This is a genomic window from Actinomadura violacea, assembly GCF_017573465.1.
Lineage (GTDB): Bacteria > Actinomycetota > Actinomycetes > Streptosporangiales > Streptosporangiaceae > Spirillospora > Spirillospora violacea.
In genome coordinates this window covers 22,452-40,681 of sequence record NZ_JAGEPF010000041.1, presented here as the reverse complement: position 1 = coordinate 40,681, position 18,230 = coordinate 22,452, and the positions used below count along the sequence as shown (strand labels likewise).

Here is an 18,230-nt window from a genome sequence, read left to right as displayed (position 1 = left end):
CTGAGCAGCCCCGGGCCGCCCCTGGCAGAGCACGCGCGGCCGGGCCCGTCCTGCCGCGCGTCCCGGACGGGCGGCGAGCCGCCGCCCGGGATCCCCCCGTTGAGAAGGAGAGCGATATGAGTGAAGTGCTCGAAGGCCGGTCCGCGCTGATCACCGGAGCCGCGCAGGGCATCGGTGCCGCGACGGCGCGGCTGTTCGCCGCGCGCGGCGCGAAGGTCGTGGTCGCCGACGTCAACGAGGAGGGCGGCAAGGAGACCGTCGCCGCGATCGAGCGGGACGGCGGCGAGGCGATCTTCGTCCGGGCCGACATCACGTCCGCGGCGGACGTCGAGGCGGCGGTCGCCGCGACGGTGGGCGCCTACGGCCGGCTCGACTGCGCCGTCAACAACGCGGGCATCGAGGAGCAGGGCTCGGCGCTGCACGAGGTCACCGAGGAGGCGTGGGACAAGCTCGTCGCGGTGAACCTCAAGGGCGTCTTCCTGTCGATGAAGTACGAGATCCGGCAGATGCTCGCGCAGGGCGGCGGGACGATCGTCAACATGGCGTCCGTCGCCGGGCTGGTGGGCCTGCCGCTCGGCATCTCGGACTACTCGGCGACCAAGGGCGGCGTCATCTCCATGACCCGCACCGCCGCGATCGAGTACGTGAAGCAGGGCATCCGGATCAACGCGGTCTGCCCCGGGGTCGTCCGGACGGCGCTGCTCGACCAGGCGATCCAGGGCGGCATGTTCACCGAGGAGCAGGCGGCCGGGCTGCACCCGACCGGCGTGCTGATCGACCCGGCGGACGTCGCGGAGACGTTCGCGTTCCTGTGCTCCGACGCGTCCCGGCACATCACCGGCCAGTCGATCGCGGTCGACTGCGGGATGTCCGCCGGCTGACGGACCGGCCCCTGCAAGCGAGGAACGATTCGGGCTTTTCGGCATGCGTGCGGAGGTTCCGTCAGTAGCATGTGCCGCCATGCGGAGGCGGATGATCGCGCTGGCGGCGGTTCCCTGGCTGGTGGCGGGCTGCGGCGCGGCGGGTTCGGGCGCGGTGGGTTCCGCGGTGCACGGATACCACCGGTACAGCGACCCGAGCGTGGCCATGGAACCGACCATCCACGCGGGCGGGACCTTCGACGCGCGCCCGGTCGATCCGGGCGACTACCGGCCGAAGCGCGGCGACGTCGTCGTCTTCACCCAGCCGGCGTGGACCGGCGGGAGCGGCAGGCCGCAGGTCAAGCGGGTCGTGGCGATCCCGGGCGACCGGGTCGCCTGCTGCTCGCCCGACCACCGGGTGCTGCTGAACGGCGCCGCGCTGCCCGAGCCCTACCTCGCGCCCGGCACCCCCGAGACGGCCTTCGGGCAGGTCATCGTGCCCGAAGGCCGGCTCTGGGTCATGGGCGACAACCGGGAGTCCTCCGCGGACTCCCGGTCCCACCAGGGCGAGGACGGCCACGGGACGGTGCCGGCGAAGGCCGTCATCGGCGTCGCCGTCCTCAAGTAGCGCGGCGAGCCGGGGCTAGCGCGGCGCGGCGAGGTCGACCAGCACCTCGGAGACGAGCACCGGGTCGAGGTCGCCGAGGCACGGCGCGTCCGGGTCCTCGGCGTACCGGTCGTCCCACCACCAGGAGTAGAGGTCGGTGACGACCTGCACGCGCCGGATCGTCTGCTCGGGAGCGCTGTCCGGAGCGCCCGCCACGAGCCCCGGATCGAGCTCGACGGCGATGTGGAGCTTCTCGCCGGCGGACCGGTAGATGCCCGGCTCGACCCCGCTGTCCAGCGGGAAGGCCCGCTCCCAGCCCCGCCCCGCCAGCCCGAGCACCGCACCGAACGGGACCCTGCCGCCTTCGAGGCGCGCCAGCCGCCGGCCGCCGCGCTCCCCCTCCTCCAGCTCCGCCACCGGACGCGCGAGCTGCGGGAACGGCTGCAGGATCTCGTAATCGGCGAACACCTCCGACCAGGCCGGGACGTCGAGGTGCAGCGGGTGCGCGACGCCGACCGACGCGTCCTCCGGCAGAACGTACGCGGCGTCGTCGGCACCGGCGAACGAGCCGTCCTCGGCGATCCGGAACGCGTCCGCGCCCGCCGTCCAGACCAGCCGCCGCGCCAGATGCCGCAGCAGCGGGTGCGCCACCACGAACGTCCGGAACTCCCCGGCCGTCCAGCGGCGGCCCGTGACCATCGCCGTCTCCAGCCGGACGATCTGGTCGGCGGCGACGGCACGGACGTCCTTCTTCAGCGCGGTGAAGGCGCGGTGGGCGGCCGGCGCCAGATCCGGATCGTCCTTCACACCCGGCTTGGGGAGTGTCTTGCGGCGTCTGCCGTCCTCGTCCGTCACGAACGGCCTGAGCTGCTCGTCGAAGCCGACGACGAACCGCCGCGGGCCGTAGTCGAGGGTGAGGGTCCCGTCCGCGTCCAGGCCGAGGCCCGGCACGAGCCGGTCGGCGAGCTGCCCCTCGGTGAGGCCGCGCCGCCGCGCCGCGTCCAGCAGCGCCAGCCGCGCGTCGTCGCGCGACCCGCCGGGGAACGACCGGCGCGTCATGAGGTTCAGCTGGGTGAGGGCCGCGTCGGTGCCGATCCGCGCCAGCACGTCCTCGACCACCCGGCCGGCCTTCACGAACTTGCGCGCCGCGCCCCACTCCCGCACGAGCGGCGCCGCCCGCAGGACCGTCCCGTCGTCGCCCAGCTCGCCGAGCTGGGTCAGCACCCAGGCGTGCCCGTTCGGCTCGCCCGCCGCCCGCCACGCCTCGAAGACCGCCCAGGCGAACTCCGGCAGCCCCGTGCACGCCGCCCGGAGCGCGTCCCGCCCGGGCAGCGGCGGCTCCTCCGCCAGCATCAGGACCCCGACGAGGTTGCCGGCCGCGGTGTCGTCCAGCTCGCCCGCCGCCGTCGCCGGACGCGGCAGCGCCGCCACGTCCAGCCAGTTCGGGATCTTCGGCGCCTTCACCGGCACGGCCGGGACGCCGGCGCCGGCCAGCGCCGCCACCGCCGCGGCGGCCCGCTCGCCGTGGACGGCGGCGGCCTCGGCGACCGCGTCCCGTCCGAGCTCCTGCGCGATCAGCCGGAGCCCGGCCGCGGCCTTGTCGCGCGCCGCGCGCCGCTTGCCGAGCGCGTCCGGCACGAGATACGGGACGGCGTTCGCGCCGTGCCGCAGCAGCCACTTGTGACCGATCTCCTTGGCGGACTTGAGCCGGACGAACCAGTCCGCCATCAGCCGCGCGACCTCGACGTCGAGGTAGGGGAGCAGCGCCTCGCCGCAGTCGACGGGCCGCCGCTTGGCGGCCCGCAGCACCAGGTCCCGCACCTGCATGCCGTAGCGCCCCACGAGCGGCTGGAGCTCGTACTCACCGAGGTCGTGCAGCTTGATGCTCTGCCACGACGGCTCCTCGGCCCGCTCCAGGAACAGCGGGAGCAGATCGGCGAACACCCGCTCGGGCCCGTGCACCAGTTCTCTCGCCTGATAGGTGAATTCGGGCTCCCCTGACAGGAACCGCTCCCGCGCGCCGTCCCAGAACGGATCGTCGTCCGCGCGGTGCACGAACACCATCAGGCTGGCCTTCTCGATCCACCTCTCCTGCTCGCCCTCCTCCCAGGCGAGCGGCCCCGGTTCCGGGGGCGTCAGCCCCGGCACGACGACGGGCGCGGTGTCGCTCTCCGCGGCCTTGGCCCACGGCGGATCGACGAGAAAGGCAGGAATGGCGGGGGGATCGTCCATGCCGCCACACCCTAGAGCCGCCCACCGACGAACGACGTCGAAGCGCCGCTATGCCCTGTTGGCGAGGGTGTGGGCGACCAGAGCGTTGGCGTGGCCATGCCCGAGGCCGTGCTCGGTCTTGAGCCAGCCGACGAGTTCCATGTGCTTGGTCAGGGGCGAGGAGCCGATGAGGTCGATCCACTCCTGGACGGGGCGGCCGTACTTCTTCTCGATCGCGGGAAAGTAGCTGGCGGGGTTGCCCTTGGCCGGTGCGGTCATGTCCTGCGTTCCGTTCTGTAGACGTGGGTCAGGCGACGGTGCCGTAGGCGGGGACGGCGGCGCGTTCGTAGACGCTGTGGACGACGCCGGCGGCGGTGCTGGTCACCTCGGTCAACTTCAGCCCGGCGGGGACGGTACCGGAGGCGAACAGCCGCTTCCCGTCGCCGAGTACGACGGGGAAGGTCAGCAGGCGGTACTCGTCGATCAGTCCGGCTTCCTGCAGCGTGCGGATCAGGTCGCTGCTGCCCTGCACCAGGATCTCGCCGGCTCCTCCCGCCTTGAGGTCGGCGACGGTCCGGGCCGCGTCGCCCTTCAGCATCCGCCGTGCCGGAAGCCGCCCGAGCCGTCCTCGGCGGGCCCGCCGGGGCTCTGCATGACGCCGTCCAGGGACACGAACGTGCACACGACGAGCCTGCTCATGAGATTCACTCCCCATCGATGGACGTCCCGACGGAACGGGACGTCTCGTTTGATGTCGAGGAACATAAGCCGACCTGCGCCGACCTGTCAACACGAGACGTCTCGTTCCGTTAAGCTCGCAGGCATGACGCCCGCACCCAACCCCGAACGCCGCAACGAACGCTCCCGGCGCGCGACCCTGGACGCGACGATCGCGCTGGTCGGTGACCGCGGGTACGCGAAGGTCACCATCGAGGCCATCGCCGCCCGGGCCGGGGTCAGCAAGCAGACGATCTACCGGTGGTGGTCCTCCAAGGCCGCCCTCGCCCTGGAGGCGATCAACGACTTCGTCGGCGAGGCGATCGACTTCCCGGACACCGGCGACATCGCCGCCGACCTCGTCCAGCAGCTCAACGAGGTCACCCGCCTGCTCAAGGGCCCCATCGGGACGGTCTTCCGCGGCGTCGTCGCCGACGCGCAGGGCGACCCCGCCATCGGCGCCGCCCTCCGCGAGAGCATCACCGAACCCCGCACCCGCCTCTGCGAGAAGCGGCTCGCCGCCGCGATCACCGCCGGCCAGCTCCGCGCCGACGTCCCCACCCGCGTCATGACCGAGATGCTCTATTCGGTCGTGTACTACCGGCTCCTGTTCGGCACCGACGCCCTCGACGTCCGCGACACCCCGCAGCTCCTCGAATACACCCTCAGCGGCCTACGCCCCCAGTAGGGCGTGGCGTCAGGCTTCGGTCCACTCGCACGAGCACGCACCGACCAAGGTGCACAAACCCCGCGTAAAGGGCATCAAGAGGGGCCCGGCGCGAACCGGGCCCCTGGCGTTGATCATCAGGTGGGGCCCGGTGCGGACCGGGCCCCACGTTGGCCGTGACCGGCGAGTGGCCGATCACGGCCGGTCAGTGCATCGGCTTTCAGACCCTCACCAGTGGAGGGCCCTCAGCGCCGTGGCCACCCAGAGCCGGACGCCGAGCGCGATGCAGTCCTCGTCGACGTCGAAGCCGCCCTTGTGGAGGTCGTACTTCGGCATGCCGGGCGTGCGCACGCCGAAGCGCGCAAGGGCGCCCTTCGTCTCTACGGTGTAGTAGCCGAAGTCCTCTCCACCCAAGCTCTGGCCGGTGGAGCCGTCCTTGACCTCGCCGAGCGCTCGGATCCCGGAGTCCCGGAAGATCTCCACGCTCGTCGCTTCGTTGACCGTGGGCGGCAGGCCCACCGAAGTGAGCAGCGTCGCCTCGACCTTGTACGTCGCGGCCACCGCGGCGACCAGCCTCCGCAGCTTCTCGATGACGGACGGCACTTCCGCCAGGTCCAGGAGGCGAAGTGATCCCTCAAGGAGCCCGGTGGTGGGGATGGAATTCGCCGCCGTGCCCGCCGAGATGTGGCCGAAGGCCAGCACGTGCCCGATACGCGGGTCGATCTCGCGGGCCAGCGCCGCCGGCACGTCCTTTGCCATGGCGGCGATGGCCGTGACCAGGTCGGCGGTCAGGTAGGGCCGTGCGGTGTGCCCGCCCGGCCCGGTGACCTCCACCCGGATCTTGTCGTAGGAAGCCGTGATCGCCCCGGTCCGCAGACCGAGGAATCCGACCTCCTCCGCCGGGTCGCAGTGCAGCGCGAAGATGCGCTCCACACCGGTCAGACCGCCGGCGGTGATCACGTCCCGCGCCCCACCGGGGACCTCCTCGGCGGGCTGGAAGATCAGCCGCACCGTGCCGGGGAACCCGCTGTCGGCGAGCATCGACAGGTAGTGGCCCGCGCCGAGCAGCATGGTGGTGTGCACGTCGTGGCCGCAGGCGTGTGCCACGCCTTCCACCGTCGAGCGGTAGGCGACGTTCTTGGTGTCGTGCTGAGGCAAAGCGTCGATGTCGGCGCGCAGCGCGACCATCGGCCCTTCGCCCCCGCGGATGTCGCAGATCAGGCCGGTGCCACCGGGCAGGACCTGCGGGTCAAGGCCGATCTCCCGCAGACGGGCGAGGAGGGCCGTGGTCGTGCGGTGCTCCTTGTACCCCACTTCCGGGTGCGCGTGCAGGTCACGACGGAAGTCGATCAGCGCACGCCCGTTCGGGAGAGGAATTCGTCGACCAGGCCCATGAGCAGAGCCGGGGCGATACCGAACGCGTTCGCGCCCGATTTCGAGATTCGCCATGTCGAGGAATGATCTTGGACTCAAGGGGCGGCACATCACCTTCAATGATCTTGATCGCGGAGGTGTGGTGCGGGACTACAGCGCCATGCCGCCGGGCATTTGACGCTGCACGAGCGGGAGGAAATCTCTCGGGGCATCGCGGAGACGATGAACGTGCGCGGCGCGGGCCCGCGGTCGTCCGGCGCGTCGGCGGCCTCGGCCGACATGGTGTCGAGAGCGCCCGCGGCTTCGCGGCGTGCGATCGAGTGGACGTCTTCGACGTACTCGGTGCGGAGCCGTGTCGCGCGTGCGCCGGGGCCGCCTCCGATGAGCCCGAGCCCGCACGACCCGGGCACACGCCCGTTCATGCGACATGCAGCGCGATGTCGCGCATGTGGTGATCGGAACCGGTCGAGCCGGTTCCCGTTGTACCCCCTACGGGGAACCGCGCGCATGGCTGCACGCACAACCCCACCGCCCACCGCTGCCAACTGACGATCCCGTCCCGATTCACGATCCCCTAACCGCGGGGCCGTGTTGCTGGGACGACCACAGACAATTACACATATCGACCGCAACCCCGATCGGCGACGTCTACCGCGTCACAGTCGCAGGTTAGCCACCGACGATCCTGTGCTGCAATACCCCGGCCTGTACCGTACAGGTCAAATGTTATCGAGGACCACGACGGCCTGACAGCCTATCGACTGCAAACGTTCGGCATGCTCAGCCCATCTGCGCCGGTGCGGCACCTGTACGGGGATGTCCGCCTACCGGCTCCCCCCACCTTCGGCATCCGCCGAATTATTTCGTCCTGATTCCCGATCAGATGCTGTCGGATCGCGTCGCTTTAGTCGTCGGTGTGGGCCAAGCTCCTAATCACCGATATGAGTTCGGTGATCTGTGCACGTTCTTGGTCTCGGTTCGCCAGGGCACGTATGATGGTCTGTGTAACGTGGCCGATCGGCAGGCCGACCGCGTCCGCCACCGCAGCGAGCCGGTCGTGATGATCGAGCCCTTCGGCCGAAACTAATGCTCGGGAGACAGCATCGACTTCTACTCCGAGGTGGTGGGCCACCTCGCTGCTCGCCTCAGAGAGTATGTTCATCAGTAACGCGTCGGGCGGCACCTGACCTGGTAGGAAGGCAACCCGGCCCGCAGGGAACTGTAGGGTTCCGTTAGCGACCTTTTCTCGGGAGTCGCCGTCGAGAACGCCGAGGACCTCCAGTCCGAAACCACAGCTTTGCAGCGGACCGACGAATTTGGGTACATTGCCGTCCCCGCCGACCTGGACGATGCGGACCACCGTGCTCAACTCAGGCGCTGTCAAGGCCAACAGCGCGGCGAGCATGGCGCTGGCGAGCACGTCTTCGACGACCGTTAGCACCTTTGGCTTAGGCCGAAGTCCGAGCCGCTCCAGTGCCGGTGTGGTGTGCGAGATCTCCTCAATGGTGATCCCCGCGACTGGGTTCCGCCCGAGCAACCGCAGGTAGGGGGACGGGAACCGCTCGACCAACTCCGCCGAGTGGGAAGCGACGACCAGGGAGACCACCTTGCTCTTGGTGGCTGCGGTCTCGATGAGGATGTCGGCCAATCGTGCACGGGCTCGGGGGGACAGGAAGTTCTCGGGTTCGTCCAGCAGCAGCACATGGCCCGGCCGTAGCGCTTTCAGTGCCATGATGATCGAGAATGCGACCAGCTCTCCCATGCTCATATTGGCAGGGCCGTAGGTCCGTCCTCGATGCGTGAGCTCATAGTAACGCCATCGCCCGGTCACGCCGTCCTCGCGGCCGAGTTCGGCGAACGCGGCTCTTTCGTAGTCGCGGCCGAGCAGGTAACCGAGTTGCTTCAGCGAAGCCTGATCCAGGGTCGACCGTTCTACCGCGTCACGTTTGGCTTCCAATCCCTCAACCGATCGGACGTGTGACAGAACGATGAAGCTCTCCTCGGCCGGGTCAACGAACCTGCAAGTGATCTCAGCCTTCCCGGTATCTACCTCGGCTGTGATCGTGGGGTCGTTTCCTTGCGTGAGGCAGCCATGGACGGCGGTCAGCAGTTGGGTCTTGCCGGCGCCGCTGGGTCCGACGAGCACTGTGATCCGGGGAGCCAACTCGAACCCGATCTTGCCGAACAACTCGTGGCCGTCGATGCTTATTCGGCGTAACGGGTAACCCAGTCGCCCCGAGCGCAGCCTCTCATGGCACTTCGCCAGTGCCGCTCGCCGGGTCACCAGGCGCCCCAGCCTTCGCTGACGACCTCGGTGACAGCCGTGTCCGGGTCGGCCCCGTCGGCGAGCGCCGCATAGAGCCGAAACAGTCGAGGCCCTGGGCTGACAGATTCCGATGGCAACCCACCACATGCCAGTAGGAAGAGCCACAGGACGACATCGCGGTGCAGGATCTGCGTGGCCCCAAGGGCATCGATGGCGGCGTACTCGTTGAACAGGTTGAGAAGCTCCGGGTACGGTAGGGCCGGGTACTCCGAGATGACCGGCGGGGGGTCACTCAGCTTGAGACCAGCGGAGATCCTGCGTCGCTGCCGCTCGAACCATTCCAGCAGTCGGCCGATGTGGTGGGCCGACGCAGGGCCGAATCGCTGGTCCGCCTGAACCAGGAGCAGCAACCAGGACAGCAGCGTCGCCTTGCTGAATCTGATTCCCGCCCCGTCCACGGACGGGAGACGAAGCAGAGAGGCGAGTGAGCCCGCAGCCCTTCGCTTGACCTCGTCAACAACGGGTTCACCCGTCTTTGCCCGCTTCTCAAATTCATCCGCCGCCGCGCTAACCTGCCGGGCCTCGGTAGCGGCGAGTAGCCTGATGACGACCTCGTCATAGGCGAGGCCAACGTTGGAAAATCCGATCCGTCCTGGCTCCAGGCCCCGGTCCGCCGCCTGGTTCACCAGGTCTCTGACCTGCTCACCGAGCCCTCCGGCCTCAATAAAGAGCCGTTGTTCAGGGGTGAGCCAGTCCACACCATTGAGTCGGACGAAAATCGGCCGCAAGTGCTCGGGTGGGATACCGTCCAGCTCGATCACCACGATCGGATAATCATCGACGGCTTGCCGCATACCGGTGCTCAACTGGGCGTAGTGCGCCCCGTCCAGTTCTCGTAGTACGGGATCGACCGGCGACAGAAGCCCGTCCACCGCGAAGGCCCCTTTGACGAAGTCCAGGAGGGCTGTGAGGCGCTGAGCCCCGTCGATCACCCTGGGGATCCGCCCTGTCGTGATGACGTATACCGGGCCGATCGGCCAGCCTCTCAGCACTGAGTCCACCACCATCCGCCGTCGATGCTGCGGCCACGGCGGCGTCCCCATCCTGTCGGAGTCGATCCGCAGGTTGCCCTCGGCGAGCTCCGACAGTACGTCGCGAAGCGTTGCCGTTCGGGGACGCGCCGGCCCGCGCAGCGACCGGGGTGAGGCCATCGCCTAACTCTCTCTCACTAGTGACTCTCCGCTTGGGGGTCAGTAGTACTGGCGGATGTAGTCGTAGGCTTTCTCAAACAGTTCGTCATCGCGATGCAGGTTGTACTTGAGTAGGACGCCTCGCAGAGCCTGCCTGACCCTCCGATCGCCGAGCCCTGTGCGCTGCCAGTTTTCCCAGCGCACGGAACGGACGATGTCATCGATCTCCCAGACGATGCGCCCGACACGCTCCGGGGCCGAACGATCTTGGTGAACCCGCTCGAACAGTGCGGTGAGCGCCTCCTTCCCAGCCTCGTCGTTATCGATTGTACGTTCGAGAGTGACAATTTCTCGGGCGAGGTCGAGTAGCCTCTTCAAGCAGAGGAGACTGGTGATCTGTCCGTTTTCGTACTCACGGCGCAGGGCCTCAAGCCGCTCCCCGATCGAGGCGAATCTTGGATTGCCAGCCCGCAGCCGCAGCCGCGCCCCGATACTTGCTTGGACACGGTCGATGTGCTGCTCGGGCGCTCCTTCCATGGCCTCCGCCACAGCCGCGTCCAGCACTAGCGTTTCCAGATCATCGCGGATCGCGTCGACGTGGAGGTGCTGGTCGATCAGCGCTCGCGTCTGCGCTCCCAACCTTCTCCAGACACGGCGGCCTGTCGTGTCTCGAGGCTTGACCGACTGATAAACCTGGGTCAGCCAGGTGTAGTCGTCGCGGTACGGGGCCAGCTCCGGATCCGGGGACAACGCCTCCCACAACCGCTGCAGCCTCACGTACTCCAACCCGAACAGATCCCGGACGGTCAGGTCACTGAGGCGTCGCTGTGCCTCCACCAACCCGTCGTGGCCTTCTACATTGCGGTCGACACCAGGGAAGAAGGCTAGGCATGCATTGAGTGCGGCTGGTAGCTCCGCTGCCAGCGCCCGGATGCTGGTGAGGGTCTCCTGCATCTTGGCCTCGTCGAACTGGAGCGCCCTGTCCAGATGCCTGAAGACCCCGATGTAGTCGACGACCGTGCCATGCGTCTTCTCCTGGTCGCCCAGTGTGTAGGGCCGGTTCGTTCGGCAGATTGCCTGCAGCAGCGTATGGTCCTTCATGACCTTGTCCAGGTACATCGTCTGCAGGATCGGCGCGTCGAAGCCGGTGAGGAGCTTCGCCGTCACGATAATGATCTGGAGCGGGTCGTCCGGATCGCGGAACCGATCGAGTAGCCGTTCCTCCTCCAGCTTCGATCGCAGGTGTGGCTGCACTGATCCCGGGGTCCCCTGGCCTTTGGAGATGACGACGGCGCTGGCGTCCTCACCGATCAGCCGGTCGAGCTCGGCCTTGTAAAGGCCACAGGTTTCCTTGTCGTAGACGACCACCTGGGCTTTGAAACCCTTGGCCGCAACGTGCTCCGTGAAGTGCCTGACGACGTCGGCGCACACGAGCCGGATTCGCTCGGAGGATTTGAACAGCCGCTCCATGCGCACGGTCCGCTTCGTCAGGAGCTTCGTCTCTTCCTCATTCAACGTCCCGGCTAGCCGGTCGAATTCGCGGTCGATCTCCTCGGGATCGAGGGTGAACTCGGTTCCCCGCGGCTCGAAGTGGATCGGGAGCGTGGCGTCGTCCGCGATCGACTCCGACTGGGGATACCGGTCGAGATAGCGACCTGGGTCCTCCTGAGCGCCGAAGTTCCGAAAGGTGTTGCGGTCGGTGCGGTTGATCGGAGTCCCGGTCATACCGAAGAAGAACGCATGGGGCAGGGAGGCACGCATCCGGTCACCGAGGTCGCCCTCCTGAGTCCGGTGGGCCTCGTCCACCAGGCAAACGATGTCATCGCGGTCGGAGAGCTCCGGGTCCGCATCGGCGAACTTGAAGACCGTGGTGATGATGATCTTCCGCTGGCCGGAGCCGAGCCAGTCACGCAACTCCGCACCGCTGGTTGCGGTTTCGACATTGGGGACGTCTGAGGCATTGAACGTGCTGGTGATCTGGGTGTCCAGATCGATCCGGTCGACCACGATCAGCACGGTCGGTGAGCCGAGCCAGGGATGATTGCGTAACTTCTGGGCGGTGAACAGCATCAGTAGCGACTTGCCCGACCCCTGGAAGTGCCAGATGAGGCCCTTGCGTGGCCGGCCGGCCAGCACGCGGTCGACGATCTTGTTTCCGGCACGATACTGAGGCTGACGGGAGATCACCTTGATCTTCTGATGCCGGCCGTCAGTCCCGTAGACGGTGAAGTGCTTCACGATGTCTAGCAGCGTCGTGGGCGACAGCAGCTCACAAGCTGCCCGCCCGACCGAGTCGAGCGGCCCGTCGCAGCCCTCACTGCGCCAAGGGAACCAGGACTCGTCGGGCGCCCGGACCGCTCCGTACCGTAGATCGCGCCCGTCAGTGGCGAAGGAAAAGGCGTTCGGGACGAAAAAGTCGGGTACGTCGCCTTCGTATCCCTCGTGGATCTGGACGGCTCCGTCGAGCCAGCTCACTCCCGGCCGCGTAGCAGTCTTGGCCTCCCCGACAACCATCGGAATCCCGTTGACCCACAGCACCAGGTCGAACCTGCGCTCGACCGGCCCGACACGGAAGGTCACCTCGGTCGACAACACATAGGTGTTACGGCTCAGGTCTTCGAAGTCAACCAACCGGACGGTTTGGTGGCGTCGCTCGGGCCCGAACGGCCGCGAATGCTCACCGAGCAGCCATCGCCGGAAATCCTCGTTGGCTCGCACAAGACCCACGCTGCCAGCGGCGAGGGTGAGCGCCCTCAGTTCGTAGATCACCTCATCGGCCCGGTGTGGCTCAGCCGCCAGCATTGGGTTCAGGCGCAACAGCGCGTCCCGCAACAGCGGCTTGATCAGCACATCTGTATCTTTGCGGGGTAGGGCCGGACCTGCGGTGAACATCCAGCCGCTGCTGGCCTCTACCAGCCGGTCGCGAATCAGATCACGGACGCTGTTGGCTTCGCTGAAGGTCATCTGAGGGAACGTCCTCGCTGAATATCCGGTCGATCAACCCACGCACGAGCCTGCGGGACGCACGCGCATGCTCCTCCAACGCGCGCCGAGCCTCCCGAGCCTCGGCGACACGGCGAACCACCTCATTCTGCACCTCCAGCCCGGGTAGCGGAAAGTCCATTGCCGCAAAGCGGACAGCAGTGATGTTCGCCAACGTGGTCGTGCGCGTCGCCATCTTCGCAAGGTCACCACGGTAGTACTTTCGACGCAGCCACCCGTACGCGAACTCCGGTACCACCCCAGGGCCCGGCCGAAAACGGAGAAGAGCTTTCTGAAAACAGCATTCATCGATCTCGCCGCTCCACATGGCCGAGCGACCGATCTCTTCCAGTGAGCCGTTGCCCTCTACAGTCAGAACGTCGCCAGGCATGAGGGCAAATTTCGGATAATGTTTATCGTCGAAATCCATCTCGAAGACTTCTGCTAGATCGAGGTGGTCATCCTGAACATTTGCCACCCGAACATATGGTCGGGAAAATCGACCAGTTTGATACTTGCGATGTTGCATCCGACCGAGTTGCACTTCACCAACAGAATCCAGTCGAACAATGGGCCAGGTTGAGCTCTTGTAAGCATCCTCCAGTGCACGCTTCTCGACCGCCCACGCCGCATCAACCGCAGCCTGCGCCCTGACCGCTACCTCTTCGGAAGCCCACACCAGATCTGCGATTCTTACTTGGTCTTCGATCGTGGGTAGATTGAAACAAAAATCGGCGATGCTCTTCCAGTTTGTACGAGGGGAGAGGGAACCGACCGAGGTCGCAAGGGCATGCTCCACGAAAGATTGAGTCTGAATGATAATCGGCAACAGGTCGGCATGCAGTGCTTCAGAGGCTGACTCCATAACTATAATGTCGTTCGAGCAGACCCCGTCGAACCCAACTCGTCCCGCCTTGCGCTGGTAGACCCGGCGCTTGCCATAAAGAACCTGCCCGGCCCGAAATCTACGCGTAAACGCGTGATCAGTCTTCTCTGGCGCAGATCTCCTAACGGCGAGTGCGTCGGAATCGAGGTGCTCAAGTCCCACGACACGATCGCCCGTCCTTCCCTTACCTGTGCTAGTCGCCTGCTTGACGAGGTCGCCGAATCGGACGGTCCCCCAATTGAAGCGATCGATATTCAAGAGTCCTCCATGGAAGTCATCAGCCGCCTTACAGAGCTCCGGGCCACGGCTCCCGTCTGCCGCCAGTTCGCGAGAAGTTCCCCGATATCGGCACGTTCGTAGCCGGCGGACGACTTGACCACGTACTGCGGTATTGAGAGCGTGGAGTTATTTGCAATGATATCGTCAGTGCTGACGACAGCCGCAAAACCTTCCTGATCTTCAAAGGACTCGAAGGCGGCGTGGATACGGCTGATGTTGGTGTCACTGAGAAAAGTCTGACGGCGGGCGCGTTCGACTTCGGCGACTGCATTGATGAATAGAACCTTGTCGTGGCGTGCGGCGGAGCGGTTCGTGCGGAGGACGACGACGCAGGCCTCCATCGGCGAGTTGTAGAACAGGCCCGGGCCGAGGCCAAGCACGCACTCCAGGAGGCCAGAGCGGACAAGCTTCTCGCGGAGAGCGCGTTCGTCGTTACGGAACAGAACGCCGTGCGGGAACAAGATAGCGCAGCGGCCGGTCACCGGGTCGAGCGAGGCAGCGATGTGTTGGAAGAAGGCGTAGTCGGCGCGAGGCTGCGGTGGCGTTCCCCAGAGATTGCGGCCCCATTTGTCCTTCGCGAATGCCGCGCGGTTCCACTGCTTGATCGAGTACGGGGGGTTGGCGAGGATCACGTCAAATCTCGCCAGCCGATCACCGGTGTGGAAAGCGGGTGCCCCGAGAGTGTCGCCACGGGCGATCTCGAAGTCTTCGATGCCATGCAGGAAGAGGTTCATTCGAGCGATCGCGGAGGTCATCACGTTGCGCTCTTGTCCGCACAGACGAACGTTTCTATGCTCCAAGCCCTCCCTGCGCAACTGTGCAACGGCCGAGACCAGCATGCCACCCGTGCCGCAGGTCGGGTCGTATATGCTCTCCCCGGGGCGCGGCTTGAGCATGAGGGTCATGAGCCGCACCAGCGTCCGATTGGTGTAGAACTCCTGGGCGGTGTGCCCGGAATCGTCAGCGAAACTCTTCACCAGGAACTCATATGCCTGGCCGAGCCCGTCCTCGGGCACTCGTGCGATTGAAAGGGTCTGGCTCGAGAAGTGCTCTATTAGATTTTTCAGTGTTGCGTCCGGCAACCTTTCCTTGTTCGTCCATTGAGTGTCGCCGAATACTCCGTCAAGTCGTCCAGAATTAGTCGACTCAATTTGTGTCATCGCCTCCGCGATTGCCTTTCCGACATTCTCGGCAGTTTTTCGGACGTCCTCCCAATGCGCGCCATCAGGGATCTGAAACCGGTGATTCTCGGGTTTGGCCGCCAGTTCCTCCTCTCCGTACAACGCCAGCGCCGCTGCTTGTTCCTCGTCGTAGACGTCGCTAATCCGCTTGAAGAACAGCAGCGGAAAAATGAACTGCTTGTAGTCGCCCGCATCGACGAGACCACGCAGCAGCGTCGCCGCGCCCCACAGGTAGTTCTCCAGCTCGCCTTGGGTGAGTCGCTGTTCGTTCACAGTCCCCATTCCGTAAGTTTCTCCCCTAGTGAGGCCTCGGCCTCCGACAGTTCCGCGCGGGCGGCCCGCAGCCTCGAGAGCGCGTCCGACATCTCGGGTAGCTCTGCGACGGCACGGGACTCTAGGTACAGCGGGCAATAGAGGCTGTCCCCGTTGCGGCCGATCTCGGCCAAGCTCACCAGGCGCGACCGGCCCCGGATGTCGGCCGCCGCTCGATACCAGTTGTGAATTCGCGTAACGTGCTCGGACTCCAAAGTGTTCTGGGAGCGACCCTTGCGGAACTGGTCGGACGCGTCGATGAACAGGACGTACCCCGGGTACGCCGGGCGGTCACGGAGGATTAGGATGCAGGCCGCGAGTCCGGTTCCGTAGAAGAGGTTCGGGGCGAGCGAGATGACCGTCTCGACCTTCCCGGAGGCAAGGATATTCTGTCGGATCGCGCCCTCAGAGTCGCCCCGGAACAACGCTCCCTGCGGCAGAACTACGCCGATGCGGCCGGTGCCGAGTTCCATCGAGGATATCATGTGCTGCACCCAGGCAAAGTCGCCCGAGTTCCACGGCGGCACCCCGGTCTCGGAACGCTTGAAAAGGTCGTCGGCCCACATATCGTCGCCCCAGCCCTTGAGGGAGAACGGTGGGTTCGCCAGGATGCAGTCGAAGGTCGCCAGCCGGTCGTGATCGTAGAAGGCGGGATGGCGCAAGGTGTCGCCGTGGGCGATCTCGAAGTCCTCGATACCGTGCAGAAAGAGGTTCATTCGGGCGATGCCCGAGGTAGTGAGGTTCTTCTCCTGACCGAACAGTCTCCCTGACAGTTTCTCTAGGCTGCCGCCATTGATGACCACGTGGTGTGCGGCTTCGATCAGCATGCCCCCCGTCCCACAGGCCGGGTCGTAAACGATGTCGCGATCCGTCGGCTGGAGGATCGATACGAGGAGCTTGACGACCATGCGAGGGGTATAAAACTCGCCAGCCTTACGATTGGATAGGTCCGCAAACTTCTTAATCAAGTACTCGTAGGCTTGGCCGAGCACGTCCGGCTCAACGTCAGCGTTGCCGAGTCTTCGCTTCGAGAAATGTTCCAGGAGATCGGTGATGACCTCGTCCGAGACCCGTTCCTTGTTTGTCCAAGGCGTGTCTCCGAAGATTCCGCGCAGCGCCCGTGGGTTTGCCGTCTCGATACGCTGCAGGGCGCCCTGCAGGTGGTAGCCGACGTTCTCCTCGGCGGCCCGCACATCCTCCCAGAAGCTCTCACCAGGAATCTGGAAGCGGTGATTCTCCGGGAACCTTGCAAAGGTGGGGTCTCCACCGGACACCCTCAGAGCCGCTTGAGTCTCCTCTCGGTGCACGTCACTGATCCGCTTGAAGAACAGCAATGGGAAGATGTAGCTCTTGAAGTCGGCCTGATCCACCGGACCCCGCAGAATCTGGGCCGCCTCCCAGAGGTGTGCCTCCAGTTCGGCCAGAGTCAACCGATCTCGATCCGCTTCGAGCAGGTCGAGTTGTCCACCACGTCGCATCCGCTCCGCCCGTCTACCAGTGACCACAAACAGGAGACGGTACTGGGCGAGCTCAGCCGACACGCCCGGGGGTGCCGTATCGTAACCAGCGAAGGTCACGCCATGGCCGTCGGATGTTGATCCAGCCGGGATTCTCCCCCGGCGCCCAGCCGCGCCTTCGACGCGGCGGTTGGCGCCTGGCTACGCTGTGTGTGATGCTGAGGAGTGGGGGATCGCGCCCCTGGTGGTGGTGAGTGCTCCCCACGGCCATGGAGGTAGTCCGGACCTCACAGCCTTGATCAAGTTGGCGCCCGAGCGCTCTTTGTCGCTGCGTCGCTGGGCTTCGGCGGGAGTCATCTGCTGAAGTAGCTGTGGAGGGCTGCGATGCAGGCGGCCTGCCGAATGCGGTCGTGTGGGAAGCGGCGGCGGCACTCGCGACCGATCCAGGCCGGTGGCTTACGGCTGTGGGCTGCCTTGCGAGGCCGGGCGTGGGGGCCGTGGGTTCCGTGCCGGGATTTCCCCGTTTCCCGTCGCAGGTTTGCGGCGTTGCGGCGGGCTGGCCTTGGCGTCTGGGCCGTAAACGGGCTGGGGGACACATCGAGCCGTTGGTGCCTTCGGGCCTCGTGGCTCGGTTCTTGGTGGCGCGGCGGGGATGGCGCCGGGTGTGCGGGATCTGCGGATGTACTCGACCGCGGGCGCTTGATCGCGCTGCTCGTGGTGGCGTCGCCGGTGGGTGACGGCGTCGTGTGAGAGTGCTCGGTGAGAATCAAGGCGAGGGCTGCCACGGAGGAGGCCAGTACGCCGGCGACCGCGGAAACCAGCCATCTGCGGCGGTGCTGGCGCTGGTGACGTCGCTGGCGAGGGGCAACACGCCAAGGCTCGTGCGGTTCCAGAGGTGGGTGTGCTTCAGGGGCTGGGGACGGCATGCCTTGTGGCTACCAGGAGCGGCTGATTGGTCACTGTGTGACTCGCCGTCTGTGGTCGTGGTTTGACTTCTGGTCACCTTCCAGGTCCGGCGGCGTGACGGGCGTTCAGATGGTTCGATGTTCGACCCGACGCGCTTTCCAGTTAGGTTTTACGATTTGAGTCTTTCGTCCCGGATGGTCCGTTGTGTGCTCGCTTGAACTCGATCGCTGCATGAGCGGAATTTGGCGCCCTTCGGTTGTGGATAGATCTACCTTCCTTGGTATTGCGTTGGGAAGACGAGTCGCTTCGCCTGCTCTACGATCACTCAACGTCCT

13 protein-coding genes are annotated in these 18,230 nt (G+C 66.1%); 3 read left to right on the top strand and 10 right to left on the bottom strand.

Features of this window, described 5'->3' with window-relative positions:
* Nucleotides 1–116: 116 nt before the first annotated feature.
* Together J4709_RS46550 and lepB are read left to right on the top strand one after the other, a co-directional pair.
* Nucleotides 117–881, top strand: a complete 765-nt coding sequence (locus tag J4709_RS46550) for a glucose 1-dehydrogenase (RefSeq protein ID WP_208251917.1) — start codon at nucleotides 117–119, stop codon at nucleotides 879–881.
* A 79-nt stretch (nucleotides 882–960) separates the two neighbouring features.
* Entirely contained in the window at nucleotides 961–1,488 is a 528-nt protein-coding gene (gene lepB, locus J4709_RS46545) for a signal peptidase I (RefSeq protein ID WP_208251916.1), read from the top strand.
* Between the two features lie 15 nt (nucleotides 1,489–1,503).
* Here lepB and J4709_RS46540 read toward each other — a convergent pair whose 3' ends face one another.
* Genes J4709_RS46540 through J4709_RS46530 form a run of 3 tightly spaced genes read right to left on the bottom strand, consistent with a single transcriptional unit; the run spans nucleotide 1,504 to nucleotide 4,276 of the window.
* Nucleotides 1,504–3,699 carry a DUF4132 domain-containing protein gene (locus J4709_RS46540; protein WP_208251915.1) on the bottom strand — a complete coding sequence of 732 codons (2,196 nt, stop codon included), beginning with the start codon at nucleotides 3,697–3,699 and terminating at the stop codon, nucleotides 1,504–1,506.
* Nucleotides 3,700–3,747: 48 nt separating this feature from the next.
* A complete protein-coding gene (locus J4709_RS46535; protein WP_208251914.1) occupies nucleotides 3,748–3,957 on the bottom strand; it encodes a DUF4287 domain-containing protein in 210 nt (69 codons plus the stop codon).
* A gap of 28 nt (nucleotides 3,958–3,985) precedes the next feature.
* Nucleotides 3,986–4,276 (bottom strand): dihydrofolate reductase family protein, encoded by a 291-nt coding sequence (locus J4709_RS46530; RefSeq protein WP_232385097.1) that lies wholly within the window; start codon nucleotides 4,274–4,276, stop codon nucleotides 3,986–3,988.
* 225 nt (nucleotides 4,277–4,501) lie between these two features.
* Here J4709_RS46530 and J4709_RS46525 point away from each other — a divergent pair, with 225 nt between their 5' ends.
* Nucleotides 4,502–5,083 carry a TetR/AcrR family transcriptional regulator gene (locus J4709_RS46525; protein ID WP_208251913.1) on the top strand — a complete coding sequence of 194 codons (582 nt, stop codon included), beginning with the start codon at nucleotides 4,502–4,504 and terminating at the stop codon, nucleotides 5,081–5,083.
* Between the two features lie 207 nt (nucleotides 5,084–5,290).
* On the opposite strand, the gene J4709_RS46520 is transcribed toward J4709_RS46525, so the two are convergent.
* The 7 genes from J4709_RS46520 to J4709_RS46490 form a co-directional block, all read right to left on the bottom strand.
* Nucleotides 5,291–6,376: an amidohydrolase gene (locus J4709_RS46520; RefSeq protein WP_307802101.1), complete on the bottom strand. Its 1,086-nt coding sequence runs from the start codon at nucleotides 6,374–6,376 to the stop codon at nucleotides 5,291–5,293.
* 964 nt (nucleotides 6,377–7,340) lie between these two features.
* Nucleotides 7,341–8,624: an ATP-dependent nuclease gene (locus tag J4709_RS46515; RefSeq protein ID WP_208251911.1), complete on the bottom strand. Its 1,284-nt coding sequence runs from the start codon at nucleotides 8,622–8,624 to the stop codon at nucleotides 7,341–7,343.
* A 92-nt stretch (nucleotides 8,625–8,716) separates the two neighbouring features.
* Nucleotides 8,717–9,913 (bottom strand): DUF262 domain-containing protein, encoded by a 1,197-nt coding sequence (locus J4709_RS46510; protein ID WP_208251910.1) that lies wholly within the window; start codon nucleotides 9,911–9,913, stop codon nucleotides 8,717–8,719.
* 39 nt (nucleotides 9,914–9,952) lie between these two features.
* Nucleotides 9,953–12,856 (bottom strand): type I restriction endonuclease subunit R, encoded by a 2,904-nt coding sequence (locus tag J4709_RS46505; RefSeq protein WP_208251909.1) that lies wholly within the window; start codon nucleotides 12,854–12,856, stop codon nucleotides 9,953–9,955.
* Entirely contained in the window at nucleotides 12,825–14,018 is a 1,194-nt protein-coding gene (locus tag J4709_RS46500) for a restriction endonuclease subunit S (protein WP_208251908.1), read from the bottom strand. The genes J4709_RS46505 and J4709_RS46500 overlap by 32 nt, the downstream gene beginning before the upstream one ends.
* Nucleotides 14,015–15,502 carry a type I restriction-modification system subunit M gene (locus tag J4709_RS46495; RefSeq protein WP_208251907.1) on the bottom strand — a complete coding sequence of 496 codons (1,488 nt, stop codon included), beginning with the start codon at nucleotides 15,500–15,502 and terminating at the stop codon, nucleotides 14,015–14,017. Before J4709_RS46495 ends, J4709_RS46500 begins: the two co-directional genes overlap by 4 nt.
* A complete protein-coding gene (locus J4709_RS46490) occupies nucleotides 15,490–17,109 on the bottom strand; it encodes a type I restriction-modification system subunit M (RefSeq protein ID WP_307802100.1) in 1,620 nt (539 codons plus the stop codon). Before J4709_RS46490 ends, J4709_RS46495 begins: the two co-directional genes overlap by 13 nt.
* Nucleotides 17,110–18,230 lie beyond the last annotated feature (1,121 nt).

What these genes read in the sequence shown, in the direction of transcription:
- J4709_RS46550 (WP_208251917.1), top strand. Translation starts at nt 117, where the DNA reads ATGAGTGAAGTGCTCGAAGGCCGGTCCGCGCTGATCACCGGAGCCGCG.
- lepB (WP_208251916.1), top strand. Translation starts at nt 961, where the DNA reads ATGCGGAGGCGGATGATCGCGCTGGCGGCGGTTCCCTGGCTGGTGGCG.
- J4709_RS46540 (WP_208251915.1), bottom strand. Translation starts at nt 3,699, where the DNA reads ATGGACGATCCCCCCGCCATTCCTGCCTTTCTCGTCGATCCGCCGTGG.
- J4709_RS46535 (WP_208251914.1), bottom strand. Translation starts at nt 3,957, where the DNA reads ATGACCGCACCGGCCAAGGGCAACCCCGCCAGCTACTTTCCCGCGATC.
- J4709_RS46530 (WP_232385097.1), bottom strand. Translation starts at nt 4,276, where the DNA reads ATGCTGAAGGGCGACGCGGCCCGGACCGTCGCCGACCTCAAGGCGGGA.
- J4709_RS46525 (WP_208251913.1), top strand. Translation starts at nt 4,502, where the DNA reads ATGACGCCCGCACCCAACCCCGAACGCCGCAACGAACGCTCCCGGCGC.
- J4709_RS46510 (WP_208251910.1), bottom strand. Translation starts at nt 9,913, where the DNA reads ATGGCCTCACCCCGGTCGCTGCGCGGGCCGGCGCGTCCCCGAACGGCA.
- J4709_RS46505 (WP_208251909.1), bottom strand. Translation starts at nt 12,856, where the DNA reads ATGACCTTCAGCGAAGCCAACAGCGTCCGTGATCTGATTCGCGACCGG.
- J4709_RS46495 (WP_208251907.1), bottom strand. Translation starts at nt 15,502, where the DNA reads ATGGGGACTGTGAACGAACAGCGACTCACCCAAGGCGAGCTGGAGAAC.